This window comes from Thalassococcus sp. BH17M4-6, assembly GCF_049323015.1.
GTDB lineage: Bacteria > Pseudomonadota > Alphaproteobacteria > Rhodobacterales > Rhodobacteraceae > Puniceibacterium.
This window is the reverse complement of record NZ_JBMPGU010000008.1, coordinates 124,986-139,725: the sequence shown is the minus strand read 5'-3', so window position 1 is coordinate 139,725 and position 14,740 is coordinate 124,986. Positions and strand designations below refer to the sequence as shown.

Genomic DNA, 14,740 nt, shown 5'->3' with positions numbered 1-14,740 from the left:
CCTGCGGCGCGGGGGGCGGGGGGGGGGGGGGGGGCCGCCCCCCCCCCCCGACCCGAGGTATTTGAAAACCGGAGAAGACTACGGACGATGGCACCGGACGGCGGGCTTATTCCGCCGCCTGAGCAGCCGCCTCTGCCGCCTCGAGCTCTGCGGCCTTCTTTTCGACCTGTTCGACGATGTGGTCGATCATCGCCTCGTTGCCCAGCTTGTGGCTTTGCTTGCCCGCCAGATAGACCATGCCCGCACCATTGCCGCCGCCGGTAAAGCCCACGTCGGTCATCAGCGCCTCACCGGGGCCGTTGACCACGCAGCCGATGATCGACAGGCTCATCGGCGTCTTGATATGCTCCAGCCGCTGTTCCAGCGCCTCCACGGTCTTGATCACGTCGAACCCCTGCCGCGCGCAGGACGGACATGAGATGATGTTGACGCCGCGGTGGCGCAGGCCCAGCGATTTCAGGATCTCGTAGCCGACCTTGACCTCTTCGACCGGATCGGCGGACAGGCTCACCCGGATCGTGTCGCCGATGCCCATCCAGAGCAGGTTGCCCAGCCCGATGGCGCTTTTGATCGTGCCCGAGGTCAGACCGCCCGCTTCGGTGATGCCCAGGTGGATCGGCGCGTCGGTCTGTTCGGCCAGCTGCTGATAGGCGGCGGCGGCCATGAAGACGTCAGAGGCCTTGCAGCTGATCTTGAATTCGTGAAAATCGTTGTCCTGCAGGATCTTGATGTGATCCATGCCGGATTCCACCATCGCGTCGGGGCACGGCTCGCCATATTTGTCGAGCAGGTGCTTTTCCAGGCTGCCCGCGTTCACGCCAATGCGGATCGAGCAGTTGTTGTCCCGTGCGGCGCGGATCACCTCTTTGACGCGTTCCTGACTGCCGATGTTGCCCGGGTTGATGCGCAGGCAGGCCGCACCCGCCTCTGCCGCCTCGATCCCGCGCTTGTAGTGGAAATGGATGTCCGCGACGATCGGCACCGGGCTTTGCGCGACGATGTGCTTGAGCGCGGCTGACGACGCCTCGTCCGGGACAGACACGCGCACGATATCCGCGCCCGCATCCGCTGCGGCCCTGATCTGCGCCACGGTGGCTGCCACGTCAGGGGTCAGGGTGTTGGTCATGGTCTGCACGGTGATCGGCGCATCGCCGCCCACCGGCACCGATCCCACCATGATCTGACGCGACGTGCGGCGGTAGATGTTGCGCCATGGACGGACGTGATTGAGGCTCATGCGGCGGCTCCCTCGACAGGCAGGTGTCAGGCGAAGTGTACACTTCGCGCTGGTCTATAGCTAGCCATGGTTGGCAGAGGGTTCAACCGCGACAGGCGGTCACTGATCGGCGGCCGGGGCGTCGATCGCGGCGGGGGCGTTCAGCTCGGCCACGACGCGGGCCAGGTCCTGATCCTGCTCGATCGACGCGACGCTGTAGCTTTCGGTCAGATTGGCCACCGACAGCGGCAGGTTCGAGGTGACCTGCCCACGCGCGCCGGACGGCCCGTAAGTCTGACCGTTCACGGCAAAGTAGATTGCCCCGGATTCGCCCACGCGGAGGGTGGCGGGTTCCTCGGTCTGCGGCACCTCGTAGGTGTCGCCCGCGTTCATGATCGCCTCGTAGATCACGGTACCGTCCGCGGCGCGCACGCGCACCCAGGCGGGACGCACGGCCAGCATGGTCACGCCCGGAACGCTGTCTTCCAGAACCTGCGGCCCGCGCGTCGGGGCAAGCGCTTCGGCAATGGCGCGGTCCACGTCGCCAAGCGTGGCATCTTCGGTGCCCGGCACCTGCGGCAGATCGCGCTGCGCGGCATCGGCAAAGGCCCCGACGCTGCCGGGATCGAGGGTCGAAATCGGCGCATCGCGCGCGACCAGCACCGGCACGTCCAGCGCCTGCGGGCGATACAGCCGGTCCAGCGCCTCGTTCGAGGGCGGGGTGAAAACCCCGGCGACATCGGGCGCATCGGTCGGTTCTTCCCCGCTCGGGCGCACGGTGTCCAAGGGATCGAGGTCCGACAGCACCACCGGCGTCTGATCAACCGGGGCCAGTTGCACGCGCTGCACCTCTTGCAACACGGTCCAGCCGCCAAACCCGATGCCGCCGATCAATGCCAACAGCACCAGCGACGACCCGATGGCACCCGGTTCGATCCGCGACAGGATGGAATCGCTTTGCGGCACAAAGGCCATGTTGGGCTGGGCAAAGGGATCGCGCGCTTTCGGCTTTGGCTGCCCGCCAAGGTCGTCGCGCTTTTTGATGACGGATGCCTTGTCGGACATCCCGTGCGCCGTGGCAAAGCCGCTTTCAGCACAGAACGCGGCGAACGTATCGTCGGGATCCATGTTGAGGTAACGCGCGTAGGACCGCACGTAACCCGCGATAAAGCCAGGCGTATCAAACGCCGACGGATCGCAGTTTTCGATGGCGGCGATGTAGCTTGCCTTGATCCGCAATTCGCGCTGCACATCCAGAAGCGACTTGCCGAGCGTGGCCCGCTCTCCGCGCATCACGTCGCCAAGACGCAACTCGAAATCGTCAAAACCGCGCGGTTTTGCCTCTTCCGTCGTCTCTTTGCGCGGTGACTTGCGCCCAATCATACGGTTTGCCCCACTGTCCCCATAGGTTGTCCCGATCCTGCCCTGCGGTCGCGACACATGACGATTCGAGTCGCGCGTTTATTGCGACGAGCCTAGCACACCGCAAGACAAGATACACGAATAACAGGGTTAAGCCGTTAGATCGGCGCGATTTAGCGCACAATGTGACCAAAGCTCATCCATGGCGCGGATGAGCTTATTCATCTCGTCCGGGCCATGTACGGGCGACGGGGTAAAGCGCAAACGCTCGGTCCCGCGGGGCACCGTGGGGTAGTTGATGGGCTGCACATAGATGCCGTAACCCTCAAGCAGCATGTCCGACAACTGCTTGGTATGTACGGGATCTCCGACGATGACCGGCACGATATGGCTGCCGTGGTCAATGAGCGGCATTCCCATGGCTTTCAGCCGGGTTTTCAGGATCTTCGCCTGGGTCTGGTGCTCTTCACGCCGCTTCTGGTCACGCTTGAGATGCGCGACAGAGGCCGCGGCACCTGCCGCAACCGCAGGTGGCAGCGAGGTGGTGAAGATGAAGCCAGGCGCATAAGACCGGATCGCATCGCACATCTTGGCGGAGGCGGCGATATAGCCGCCCATCACGCCGTAGGCCTTGGCGAGCGTGCCGTTGATGATGTCGAGCCGGTGCATCAGCCGGTCGCGCTCTGCCACCCCTGCCCCGCGCGGGCCGTACATGCCGACGGCGTGCACCTCGTCGATATAGGTCAGCGCGCCGAATTCATCGGCCAGATCGCAGATCGCCTCGATCGGGCCAAAATCGCCGTCCATCGAATAGATCGATTCAAAAGCGATGAGCTTGGGCGCCTCGGGATCGTCCGCTTCCAGCAGTTCGCGCAGGTGTTCCACGTCGTTGTGGCGGAAGATGCGCTTGGCCCCACCGTTGCGGCGCACGCCTTCGATCATGCTCGCGTGGTTGAGCGCATCGGAATAGATGATCAATCCCGGGAACAGCTTCGGCAGCGTCGACAGGGTCGCGTCGTTGGCGATGTAGGCCGAGGTAAAGAGAAGTGCGGATTCCTTGCCGTGCAGGTCGGCCAGTTCGGCCTCGAGCCGCTTGTGATAGACCGTCGTGCCCGAGATGTTGCGTGTGCCGCCAGAGCCTGCGCCCGTCGCGTCGAGCGCCTCGTGCATCGCGGCCAGAACCACCGGGTGCTGGCCCATGCCCAGATAGTCGTTGCCGCACCAGACGGTGATCGGCGTTTCCGATCCGTCTTCCTTGCGCCAGGTGGCATGGGGGAACTGGCCCTGCTTGCGCTCGATGTCGATGAACGTGCGGTAACGCCCTTCTTCGTGAAGGCGGTTAAGGGCCTGATCGAGTTTCGCGGTATAGTTCACCCGCTCCTCCTGTCGTCGGGGCCATTCGGAAACGGCCGTGTTGCAGACCGGCAGACCCGCATTCAACTTTGTGAATGGATATAGTCCGCCACGGCCTTTCGCAACTCTCTTATCCTACGACTTACGGTCGCAGCCTTGATCTATCGCAAACCTAGGCCCCGCCGCATGCCCCCCGCAACCGCGCCCAAGGTCTCATCCAAGGCTCGGCCAAGCTGCGGCTGGACACCGCGCCCGGGGGTGCTACCGTCCCGCCACCGCTCGCCCGCCAAAGGATGCCCAGCCATGAGCCTAGATGCCGTTCTGTCCCGAATCGATGCCGATCTCGATGCCGCCACCGACCGGCTGAAGGATCTTCTGCGCATCCCGTCGATTTCGACCGATCCGGCCTTCAAGGCCGATTGCGACCGCGCCGCCGACTGGCTGGTGGCCGACCTGCAAAGCATGGGGATCGAGGCCAGCAAGCGCGCGACACCCGGCCATCCCATGGTCGTGGGCCATATCGACGGACCGGGGCCGCATGTGCTTTTCTACGGGCACTACGACGTACAGCCGGTCGATCCGCTGGAATTGTGGGACCGCGACCCCTTTGATCCGCAGGTCGAGGATACGCCCAAGGGCCGGGTGATCCGCGGCCGCGGCAGTTCCGACGACAAGGGCCAGCTCATGACCTTTCTTGAGGCGTGCCGGGCCTACAAGGAAGAAACCGGCACCCTGCCCTGCCGGATCACCTTCCTGTTCGAAGGAGAAGAGGAATCCGGCTCGCCGTCGCTGGTGCCCTTCCTCAAGGACAATGCCGAGGAACTGCGCGCCGACATCGCGCTGATCTGCGATACCGGGCTGTTCGATTCGCGGGTGCCCGCGATCACCACGATGCTGCGCGGCCTGCTGGGCGAAGAGCTGACGATCACCGGCCCGTCCAAGGATCTGCATTCCGGCATGTACGGCGGCCCCGCGATCAACCCCATCCGCGTATTATCGCGCATCATCGCCGGTCTGCACGACGCCGAGGGGCGCGTGACCGTGCCGGGCTTCTACGACGGCGTGCCCGAGCTTTCGCCCGAAGTGGCCGAACAGTGGCGCAGACTGGGCTTTGACGAGGCGGCGTTCCTGGGCGACGTGGGGCTGACCACCCCCGCGGGTGAACACGGGCGCAGCGCGCTCGAGATGATCTGGTCGCGCCCCACCTGCGAGGTCAACGGCATCTCGGGCGGCTACACCGGAGATGGCTTCAAGACGGTGCTGCCATCGAAGGCCCGCGCCAAAATCAGCTTTCGCCTCGTCGGCCAGCAGGACCCACACGTGATACGCGAAAACTTCCGCGCCTATGTAAAGGAGCAACTGCCGCCAGATTGCAGCGTGGAGTTTCACGATCACGGCGCCTCGTCGGCCTCGACCATGCCGACGGACCACCCCGCTTTCGAAGCCGCGCGGCATGCGATGACAGACGAATGGCCCGATCCCGCCGCCTATATCGGCTCTGGCGGGTCGATCCCGATTGCGGGGCACTTCCAGGATATCCTGGGCATGGATTCGATGCTTATCGGCTTTGGCAAGGACGATGACCAGATCCACTCGCCCAACGAGAAATACGATCTGGAGAGCTTTCACAAAGGCACGCGCAGTTGGGCACGGATTCTGGAGGCTCTCAAGGTGACCTAACGTCACCTCGCGAAAGACCGGCGATTTCCCCGGAATTCGGTCAAATTCACTGAAAATGAACGAGTTAAGGCCTATCTGCGGGCCTTTTTTGTCCTTATCTCCGCCACATTTGCCGCCTACCCCTTTGCGTATGAGAAAATACGCCTTCAGAAAACAGACCCGTGGGGATTTCGAAAGCCGGCTCAAGCGGCTGGACCCGGCCTTTGCCGACGGCACTGGTCTGCGCAGCAAGACGGACGCCACCCAACGCCGTCCCGGCCTTTCCATGTTGGCGGGCTTTGGCTGGTTCTACGTCGTAATCCTCATCGCGAACCGCAAGGACCAGATCAGGGACAGCCTGAGCCAGGGCACGCTCCCGGCCGATTACCACGACATGATCATCATCGGTCTCGGCGCGGTTCTGGCGGTATCGGGCGTGATGCTTCTCCTGCACCTCTTCCGCGTGTTGACGGGAAGCGGCAACAAGCGCAGCAACAGCAAGGGCTTGCTGACCGGTGCCACGGCCGCCTTCGCGCTGATCTACACCCCGCCCAGCGTCGTTGATACGGCGATTGGCATGCTGGATTCGAACTCCCGCTCGATCCTCATGGCGGCACACTCGACCGTGACAAGCTCTGTCCCCGGCGTTGACTGGAACAATGTGACGTTGGTATCCTCGCTCGGAAAATGAGCGATAACGGCCTGTCAGAAAACAGTTTTGCAAATGTAAACGGCCAGTCGATCTGCTATGGCATCGCAGGATCCGGCCCGCCGCTGCTGATGTTGCACGGCTTTCCGCAAACCCGCGCGATGTGGATGCGCATCGCCCCGATGCTAGCGCGGGATTTCACCGTCGTCACCGCAGACCTGCGCGGCTATGGCGACAGCAGCAAACCGCAAACCATGCCGGACATGAGCTTTCGCGTCATGGCGCAGGACATGAAGGCGCTGATGCAACAGCTTGGGTTTGAACGGTTTCACCTCGCCGGGCATGACCGCGGCGCGCGCACCGCGCACCGCCTTGCACTGGACGCGCCCGACACGATCGACAGCCTGACGTTGATGGACATCGTGCCCACGCACCTGCTGCTGGCCCAACTTTCGAAAGAGGTTGCAAGGGCCTACTATCACTGGTTTTTCCTGGCACAACCGGCGCCTTTCCCCGAAACCCTGATCGGCCACGACCCGGATGCCTATTTCGAACGCTGCCTGTTGGGTTTCGGCAAGGCGACGCTGTCGGATTTCGAGCCAGACATGCTCGTTGCCTACCGTCAAAGCTGGCGCGATCCGGCGTGCATCCACGCCATGTGCAACGACTACCGCGCCGCCATAGATGTCGATTTCGGACATGATGCCATGGATTTGCATCGAAAAGTTGAAGCACCGGCGCTGGTGCTTTACGGCGCGGATGGCGCGATGGCCAAGGCGATGGATGTCCCCGCCACCTGGGCCGACCGCTTGGCCAATATGCGCCACGCCGCGATCCCCGGCGGGCATTTCTTTCCCGATCAAAGCTCGAAGGCGACCGCAGAGGCGCTGCGAGATTTCCTCACCGCACTCTGACCGTCAGATCAGCCCGTTGAACCGCTCGGGCAAAAGATACTGACCCGGATAGTCCGGCCGGTCGAATTGCCAGAACCCAGTTTCGCCGCGCGGCTTCCATGTCCGGTGCATGCGCTTGCGCACCCAGCCCAGATCAAAGCCGTCGTTCATCTCCAGCGCCGTGAAGGCCTCGAACACCGCGCGATCCTCGCCCCGCGCCTCGGCGAACCAGTGGCGCCCGATGGCGGCGTCCCTGACCCCCACGCCTACCGCCTCGGTCACGGCGTTGCGCTGGTCCATGACCTGCGCGTAATTGGCGAAATCGCAGAACTTCAGATGCAGCAGGTAGAGCGCATCGGGCGTGAACAGCTTGGACGCCTGGGTAAAGTGCCCGCCGCGCGCGATCTTGGTGCCCTGGCTCAGAATGCAGGGCTTGGAATAATGCGGCGCCAGCCGCACGTGCCGACGCGGCCCAAGGATGTGGTCAGTGATCGGCGCATCCTCGATATCGAAGCGGTGGATCACCTCGAGCCCCAGAGGCGTCAGCACCCGGCGCAGCGGCTGATCGGCCAGAAACTGCAGCAGATCCTGCCCCGCCGCCGGATCGACGACGACCAACTCGTCCACATCCCCCACGATCACGTGGTTGTAGTAGCTGCGCAGACCGCCGACCAAACCGTTCAGAAGCCGCCAGCGCTTCATGTCGAAATTCGGATGCGGATCGCCCGGCAGACCGATGACGTTGCAGCCCTGCGCCAGTTCCGCAACTTCGGCCCCACGGCCGTGGTTGATCACATAGCAGTTTTCGCGCCCCAGCAGGCCGCCGTAATGGCGCAGCCAGGCGCGCAGAAAGAACGCGTCATCGCGCACCATCGTGACCGCGGCGGCTGTGGTCTGCATCGGGGGCCTCGTTCTTTTTCGCAACCCTAGCGCAGGCCGCGCGATTAGAGAATCGCAATCTGCGCGAGCCTGTCGTATCGTTGCGCACAAAGCATAATTTCGGGCAGGCAGGATGATCCAACACACCGGGATCACAGAGGATTTCGCGCAGCGCGGATGGCAGGTGACGCATCGTGGAGCCGCCCCGCAGCGCTTCCAGGTGTTTGGCGAACGCTCTTCGGGGACGAACTTCGTCAAGCGCCTTCTGGGCCGCAACACGCCGCTGCAACCGATCGAGGATCTTGGCTGGAAACACGGCTTTGCGCAGATGACGGCGGTGCCCGAGGATGTGGCGCTGATCTGCGTGGTGCGCGACGCGCGGGCCTGGGCGCTGTCGATGCACGCCAAACCCTGGCATTGTCCGCCCGACATGCAGGCGCTGGCGTTCTCCGATTTCCTGCGTGCCGAATGGGCCACCGTGGCCGACCGCGCCCGGTATTTCCCGCAGGTCGCGGCCCTGGGCGGTCTGGGCCAGCCGCTGCAGCACGACCGCCACCCGCTGACCGGCGCGCCCTTCGCCAATCTTTTTGCGTTGCGGCAGGCCAAGCTGCTGGGGTTGCTGTCCTTCTTACGGCGCGGCGCGTCGGTGGTGCTCTGCCGTCTTGAGGCGGTTCAGCAAGCACCGGAACGGTTTCTGTCCGACGTCTGCCTTGGCGTTGGCGTCGAGAGCCCTGCCGCAGATTATCGCCCGGTGATGAAGCGGCTTGGCTCCAAGTTCAAACCTGCGATCCCGTCCCGCCCCGCGACCCCCGACAGCCTGAACGCCGACGACCTGGCCTGGCTGCGCGCGCAGGTCGACACGGCGATGGAAGCCGCGCTGGGATATAGCTACGGCACCACGCCTTAGAAGTGATAATCTTTTATTATCAAACCCCTGTCGTCGTGTCTTAAGGGGCTGTCGCAGCGCACGGAACTGATCTCCAGTCACCCGCAATCGCATGCAGCACCTGACCGGCCTCGATCAATCCTGACGAAAGGCCATGCCACGGTGCCCTATTTCGCGGCCCCCCTTTGTATTCACGCTTTGCAGCCATAGCTATGCACAAACCCGGTCGAATGGGCCGTCGCACACCGCGGCCGAACATTCACGCATCAAGGAGACACGAGCATGAAAGCCGCGATCATTCGTGACTACGACACCGCCATCGACATCGCCGACATCGACCCGCCCGCGCTGAAGGACGATTCCGTCCTGATCGCCGTGCATGCGGCCAGCATCAACCCCATCGATTACATCCTGCAGTCCGGGGCGATGAAGGACAACATCCCGCTCGCCTTTCCGCATGTCATGGGCTTTGACGTCTCGGGCGAGATCACCGAGGTCGGCGAGGACGTCACCGGTTTCAAGGTCGGCGATGCCGTCTTTGCCCGCGCCAACCAGGAGGACGCCGGGGCCATCGCGCAGGTTGCGCGCCTGAAGGCCGACGAAATGGCGCTGAAGCCCGCGAACATCAGCCACGAAGACGCGGCTTCGGTCCCGCTGGCGGGGCTGACGGCGTGGCAGGCGCTGATCACCAAGGCCGGGCTGAAGTCGGGCGACAAGGTTCTGATCCACGCAGGCTCGGGCGGGGTCGGCACGCTGGCGATCCAGATCGCGAAACACTTCGGCGCTCATGTCGCCACCACCTGCAGCCCGCGCAACGTCGATCTGGTGCGCGACCTCGGCGCGGACGTGGTGATCGACTATCACAGCCAGGCCTTTGACGAGGAGTTGTCGGATTACGACATCGTCTTTGATATGCTGGGCGGGAAAACGCTGAACCGGTCTTTCAAGGTGCTCAGGAAAGGCGGGACGCTGGTGTCGATCAAGGGGCAGGATACCGATGGCCTTGCCGACAAGTACGGCGTCCGGTTCGAATGGTTCTTCATGCAGCCGGATGGCGCGATGCTGGCGGATCTGGCCAAGCTGATGGAGGACGGGATCGTTCGCCCCGTGGTCGACCGCGTCTATCCGATGCAGGAGACGACCGACGCCTATGTTACGCTCAAGGACGGGCACGCCGTGGGCAAGATCGTCGTGGCGATCGACCAGGGCTAAGCGACTGATCCCGCTTCCCAATGCGGTACGTAAGGGCGCGCGCCCGCTGACACCTGCGGGGCGCTGCCAGATCGTCTGTCTGTCGGATGCTCCGCCCGCCCCGTCTTTGGGTGACCAATTTGACGCCCTGTCGTATTGTGGCATCAAGAATACTGCTATCTGAATGCGCAAGCCCGCCCCGGAACATCCGCGTCGAACCAAGCGGCCCGCCTTCGGAGCGCGCCGGGTCGGGGCCGTGCTGGAGCATCACACGCTAATTTGCCTGACGGAGACCACATGACCAAGCCCCAGGACCAAACGGAGAGCCGCCAGGCGCTGACCTTCGACAATGACAAGGGCGCGTCCCGCTCCACCTGGATCGCGGCGGCCATTCTTGTCGCCATCGTCGCCTGGATGGGCAGCGGCTTTGTCCTGCCCGGCGAAGAAGACGCCAGCGCCACGCCAGCGGCCGAAGACCCAGCCCCCGTCGCGGTGGCCGTCCGTACCTCTGAGGCAAGGCCCGTCACGCTGTTCTTTCAGGCCGAAGGCCAGGCGCAGCCGGATCGTGACACGGCGATCCGAACTGAGGCCTCGGGCGACGTGGCAGAGGTTCTGGTCGAGAAAGGCGATGACGTGTCTCAGGGCGACATCATCGCGCGGCTCTCCAGCAACCGGGTGGAGGCCGACCTGAACCGCGCCCGAGAGGAACAGGACCGGGCGCAACGCGAATTCGACAACGCGACCGAACTGCTCGAACGGGGTGTGGGCACGCAGGACCGCGTGTCCCAGGCCCAGGCCACGCTCGCCGCCGCACAAGCCGCGGTAACGGCAGCCGAAGAGGCGCTCGACAGCACGAACATCACCGCCCCCTTCGACGGTCGGATCGAAACGCTGACCCTCGATGCCGGAGAGTACGTGTCTTCCGGAAGCGACATCGGCCGGATCGTCGACAACCGCCCGCTGACCGTCACGCTGCAGGTGCCGCAGCAGGCCCTCGGGCGCATCCGCAATGGCCAGATGGCCGCGGTATCCTTCATCACCGGCGAGGAACGCGAGGGGCGCGTGACCTTTGTCGGCACCTCCGCTTCCGCCGAAACCCGCACCTTCCTGGCCGAGATCGAAGTGCCGAACGACGACGGCGCCATTCCGGCAGGCATTTCCGCCGAAATCCGCATCCCCACGGGTGAACGGCAGGCGCATTTCATCTCCCCCTCTGTGGTCTCGCTCAGCCCCGATGGCATCACCGGGGTCAAGACGGTCGAGGACGGCGTCGCCACCTTCCACGAAATCGAGGTCGTCCGCGCCGAGGTCGACGGCATCTGGGTCACGGGTCTGCCGGACGAGGCCGAGATCATCACGATCGGACAAGGCTTCGTGCGGGACGGCGAAGCGGTCGAGGCGCGCCCGGAACTGGCGTCCGCCGCGGACAATACCCCGGTGCCGGAGGCCACGGAATGAATGGGCTGATTGACGCGGTCTTTTCGCGCAGCCGCGTGGTGATCATGGCGCTGGCGATGATCCTGGGCGTCGGCACCTTCGCCTATGTCGCGATCCCCAAGGAAGCCAACCCCGAGGTGCCGCTGCCGCTGATCTACGTGTCGACCGGCCTTGACGGCATCAGCCCCACCGATGCCGAACGGCTGTTGCTCGAACCGATGGAAAGCGAATTCGGCGGCATCGAAGGGCTTGAGAAGATGTCGAGCGAGGCCTCCGAAGGCTTTGCCAGCGTCCAGCTTGAATTCACTGCCGGGGGCGACATCGACGAGGCGCTCGACAAGGTGCGCGAAGCCGCCGACCGGGTCGAAAGCGATCTGCCCGAGGACGCGCGCGACCTGACGATCACCGAAATCAACACCGCACTTTTCCCGATCATCACCGTGGTGCTGTCCGGCCCGGTGCCCGAACGGACGCTGAACGCGCTGTCCGACGACGTGCAGGAAGAGCTTGAGGGGCTTCCCGGCGTGCTCGAGGTCGATATCGGCGGCAAGCGCACCGAATTCCTTGAGGTTCTGATCGACCCTACGGTGTTTCAGACCTACAACCTCAGCTTTGACGAGGTCATCGGTCAGCTACAGCGCAACAACCGGCTGATCGCGGCCGGGGCCATCGAGACCGGCGGCGGGCGCATCGTGCTCAAGGTGCCGGGACTGATCGAGGACGTCGAGGATGTGATGAACATGCCGATCAAGGTGCGCGGCGATGCCGTCGTGACCTTCGGCGATGTCGCGACCGTGCGGCGCACCTTTGACGACCCGACCAGCTTTGCCCGGATCAACGGCCAGCCCGCGATATCGCTCGAGGCCAAGAAACGCTCGGGCGCCAACATCATCGAAACCGTGGCCGACGTTCAGGCGCGGATCGAGGAATTGCGCATCGACTGGCCCGACACCGTGCAGGTCACGTATCTTCAGGACCAGAGCGAAGAGGTCAAATCGCTGCTCTCGGATCTCGAGGCCAACGTGATCGCGGCGATCATCCTTGTGATGATCGTCGTCGTTTTTGCCCTTGGTCTGCGCTCGGCCATCCTTGTGGGGCTTGCCATTCCCGGCGCGTTCCTGGCCGGGGTGACGGCGCTTTGGGCCATGGGGTACACGATGAACATCGTCGTGCTCTTCTCGCTCATCCTCGTGGTGGGGATGCTGGTGGACGGCGCGATCGTCACGGTCGAACTGGCCGACCGCCGCTTGCAGGAAGGCGCCGGCAAGAAAGAGGCCTATGCCTTCGCCGCCAAGCGCATGTCCTGGCCCATCATCGCCTCGACCGCCACGACGCTGTCAGTGTTCTTTCCCCTGCTCTTCTGGACCGGCCTTGTGGGCGAGTTCATGAAATTCCTGCCGATCACGGTGCTGCTCACGCTCTTTGCCTCGCTCTTCATGGCGCTGGTCTTCATCCCGGTCGTGGGCGGTGTCATCGGCAAGCGGCAACCGCAAACCGCCAGCGCCAAGGCAGCGCTTCATGCCGCCGAACTGGGGGACCCGCGCCAAATGGGCGGCGCGACCGGAGCCTATGTCCGGCTGCTGGAACGGGCGATACTGCGGCCAGGCGCGACGCTGCTTTTCGCGATCTCCCTTCTGCTGGGCGCTTTCGCGCTTTACGGCGAATTCGGGCGCGGCCTGAGCTTTTTCCCCTCGGTCGAGCCGGAATTCATGCAGGTGCAGGTGCGCGCCCGCGACAATTTCTCGATCTGGGAACGGGACACGCTGGTGCGCGAGGTCGAAAACCGCCTGCTCGACTATGACGGCGTCGACAGCGTCTATGCCCGCACCACCATGAGCGCGGGCCAGGGCGACGAGGAAACCATCGGCATCCTGCAGCTTGACCTGACCGACTGGGACACCCGCCAAACCGCCGCCCAGATCGGCGAACGCATCCGTGCGGATGTGTCGGACATCGCAGGCATCGACGTGCAGGTGCAGACCGACAGCGGCGGACCGGCCTCCGGCAAGCCGGTGCAGCTTCAGATCGCCGCCCGCAATCCCGACAGGCAATCCGCCGCGGTCGAGGATGTTCTGGCGCTCATGCAGGACATCGGCGGTTTCACCGACTTGACCGACACGCGGCCCCTGCCCGGAGTCGAGGTGTCGATCCTCGTGGACCGTGAAGAGGCCGCCCGCTACGGCGCCGATGTCAGCCTGCTGGGACAGGCGATCCAGCTGCTGACGCAAGGCATCACGGTGGCCGACTACCGACCCGAGGACACCGAGGGCGAGCTCGATATCCGCGTGCGCTTTCCGCGCGATGAGCGGTCGCTGTCGGAGCTTGGCAACCTGCGGGTGCCGACCTCTGCCGGGCTCGTGCCGATTTCGAACTTCGTGACCTTCGCCCCGACCGAACGGGTCGGCACCCTGCGCCGGGTCGACGAACGGCGGGTCGTGACGATCGAGGCGAACGTGGCCCCCGGCGTACTGGTCAACGACCAGATCACCGCGCTGCAATCCCGCCTAGACGCGGCGGACCTGCCCGAGGGGGTCAGCTATTCCTTCGCAGGCGAGGCGCAGGACCAGCAGGAGGCGATGACCTTCCTCGCCGGGGCGTTCATTGCCGCGCTGCTGCTGATGGTCGTGATCCTCGTGCTGCAGTTCAACAGCTTCTATCAGGCCTTCGTCGTGATGAGCGCCATCGTCTTCTCCGTGGCCGGCGTGCTGCTGGGCCTGATCGTCACCGGCCGCCCCTTCGGCGTGGTGATGGGCGGCATCGGCGTGATCGCCCTCGCGGGCATCGTGGTGAACAACAACATCGTCCTCATCGACACCTACAACGATCTGAAACGCGCCGGTCAATCGCCGCTGGAGGCGGCCTTGCGCACCGGCGCGCAGCGTCTGCGACCCGTGGTGCTGACCTCGGTGACGACGGCGCTTGGTTTGATGCCGATGGTGATCGGGGTGAACCTCAACTTCTTCACCCGCGAGATTGTCTATGGCGCGCCCTCGACGCAATGGTGGACCGAACTGTCCTCGGCCATCGCAGGCGGGCTCGTGGTCGCGACGATCCTGACGCTGGTGGTCACGCCGGCGATGCTGATGCTGGGCGAAAAGCGCGAAAAACGGGCGGTGACGGGGGACGCGGTGCCAGCGGAATAGGGGTGTAGCGGGGTCGGCATGGGACATTGCGCTCGTCACTGCGTGGTCCGCCTGACGAACTGTCAAGGCGGC

Annotated in this window: 11 protein-coding genes; 7 read left to right on the top strand and 4 right to left on the bottom strand. The window is 64.3% G+C overall.

The features are described from left to right. Nucleotides 1–106: 106 nt before the first annotated feature. The 3 genes from ispG to hemA form a co-directional block, all read right to left on the bottom strand. Nucleotides 107–1,237: a flavodoxin-dependent (E)-4-hydroxy-3-methylbut-2-enyl-diphosphate synthase gene (gene ispG / locus ACOXXX_RS13030; RefSeq protein ID WP_422827026.1), complete on the bottom strand. Its 1,131-nt coding sequence runs from the start codon at nt 1,235–1,237 to the stop codon at nt 107–109. Nucleotides 1,238–1,336: 99 nt separating this feature from the next. Further along, a complete protein-coding gene (locus tag ACOXXX_RS13025; protein ID WP_422827025.1) occupies nt 1,337–2,599 on the bottom strand; it encodes a helix-turn-helix domain-containing protein in 1,263 nt (420 codons plus the stop codon). 129 nt (nt 2,600–2,728) lie between these two features. After that, nucleotides 2,729–3,952, bottom strand: a complete 1,224-nt coding sequence (gene hemA / locus ACOXXX_RS13020; RefSeq protein WP_422827024.1) for a 5-aminolevulinate synthase — start codon at nt 3,950–3,952, stop codon at nt 2,729–2,731. A gap of 282 nt (nt 3,953–4,234) precedes the next feature. Here hemA and ACOXXX_RS13015 point away from each other — a divergent pair, with 282 nt between their 5' ends. The 3 genes from ACOXXX_RS13015 to ACOXXX_RS13005 all read left to right on the top strand — a co-directional run bounded on the left by ACOXXX_RS13015 (nt 4,235) and on the right by ACOXXX_RS13005 (nt 7,153). Next, the gene (locus tag ACOXXX_RS13015; protein ID WP_422827023.1) at nt 4,235–5,611 is read left to right on the top strand and encodes a M20/M25/M40 family metallo-hydrolase; all 1,377 of its coding nucleotides are present in this window, start codon (nt 4,235–4,237) and stop codon (nt 5,609–5,611) included. 130 nt (nt 5,612–5,741) lie between these two features. Continuing rightward, the gene (locus tag ACOXXX_RS13010) at nt 5,742–6,281 is read left to right on the top strand and encodes a hypothetical protein (protein ID WP_422827022.1); all 540 of its coding nucleotides are present in this window, start codon (nt 5,742–5,744) and stop codon (nt 6,279–6,281) included. Beyond that, the gene (locus tag ACOXXX_RS13005) at nt 6,278–7,153 is read left to right on the top strand and encodes an alpha/beta fold hydrolase (protein WP_422827021.1); all 876 of its coding nucleotides are present in this window, start codon (nt 6,278–6,280) and stop codon (nt 7,151–7,153) included. The genes ACOXXX_RS13010 and ACOXXX_RS13005 overlap by 4 nt, the downstream gene beginning before the upstream one ends. 3 nt (nt 7,154–7,156) lie before the next feature. Here ACOXXX_RS13005 and ACOXXX_RS13000 read toward each other — a convergent pair whose 3' ends face one another. Further along, nucleotides 7,157–8,032: a glycosyltransferase family 2 protein gene (locus tag ACOXXX_RS13000; RefSeq protein ID WP_422827020.1), complete on the bottom strand. Its 876-nt coding sequence runs from the start codon at nt 8,030–8,032 to the stop codon at nt 7,157–7,159. 112 nt (nt 8,033–8,144) lie between these two features. Between ACOXXX_RS13000 and ACOXXX_RS12995 the strand changes: the two genes are divergently transcribed. The 4 genes from ACOXXX_RS12995 to ACOXXX_RS12980 all read left to right on the top strand — a co-directional run bounded on the left by ACOXXX_RS12995 (nt 8,145) and on the right by ACOXXX_RS12980 (nt 14,668). Then, the gene (locus ACOXXX_RS12995; protein ID WP_422827019.1) at nt 8,145–8,918 is read left to right on the top strand and encodes a hypothetical protein; all 774 of its coding nucleotides are present in this window, start codon (nt 8,145–8,147) and stop codon (nt 8,916–8,918) included. Nucleotides 8,919–9,179: 261 nt separating this feature from the next. Further along, nucleotides 9,180–10,109, top strand: a complete 930-nt coding sequence (locus tag ACOXXX_RS12990; protein WP_422827018.1) for an NADP-dependent oxidoreductase — start codon at nt 9,180–9,182, stop codon at nt 10,107–10,109. Between the two features lie 276 nt (nt 10,110–10,385). Continuing rightward, the gene (locus ACOXXX_RS12985; protein ID WP_422827017.1) at nt 10,386–11,546 is read left to right on the top strand and encodes an efflux RND transporter periplasmic adaptor subunit; all 1,161 of its coding nucleotides are present in this window, start codon (nt 10,386–10,388) and stop codon (nt 11,544–11,546) included. Then, entirely contained in the window at nt 11,543–14,668 is a 3,126-nt protein-coding gene (locus ACOXXX_RS12980; protein ID WP_422827016.1) for an efflux RND transporter permease subunit, read from the top strand. The genes ACOXXX_RS12985 and ACOXXX_RS12980 overlap by 4 nt, the downstream gene beginning before the upstream one ends. The last annotated feature ends 72 nt before the right edge of the window (nt 14,669–14,740 follow it).

Coding starts and splice junctions, on each gene's coding strand:
- ispG (WP_422827026.1), bottom strand. CDS start 1,237: ATGAGCCTCAATCACGTCCGTCCATGGCGCAACATCTACCGCCGCACG.
- ACOXXX_RS13025 (WP_422827025.1), bottom strand. CDS start 2,599: ATGATTGGGCGCAAGTCACCGCGCAAAGAGACGACGGAAGAGGCAAAA.
- ACOXXX_RS13015 (WP_422827023.1), top strand. CDS start 4,235: ATGAGCCTAGATGCCGTTCTGTCCCGAATCGATGCCGATCTCGATGCC.
- ACOXXX_RS13010 (WP_422827022.1), top strand. CDS start 5,742: ATGAGAAAATACGCCTTCAGAAAACAGACCCGTGGGGATTTCGAAAGC.
- ACOXXX_RS13005 (WP_422827021.1), top strand. CDS start 6,278: ATGAGCGATAACGGCCTGTCAGAAAACAGTTTTGCAAATGTAAACGGC.
- ACOXXX_RS13000 (WP_422827020.1), bottom strand. CDS start 8,032: ATGCAGACCACAGCCGCCGCGGTCACGATGGTGCGCGATGACGCGTTC.
- ACOXXX_RS12995 (WP_422827019.1), top strand. CDS start 8,145: ATGATCCAACACACCGGGATCACAGAGGATTTCGCGCAGCGCGGATGG.
- ACOXXX_RS12990 (WP_422827018.1), top strand. CDS start 9,180: ATGAAAGCCGCGATCATTCGTGACTACGACACCGCCATCGACATCGCC.
- ACOXXX_RS12985 (WP_422827017.1), top strand. CDS start 10,386: ATGACCAAGCCCCAGGACCAAACGGAGAGCCGCCAGGCGCTGACCTTC.
- ACOXXX_RS12980 (WP_422827016.1), top strand. CDS start 11,543: ATGAATGGGCTGATTGACGCGGTCTTTTCGCGCAGCCGCGTGGTGATC.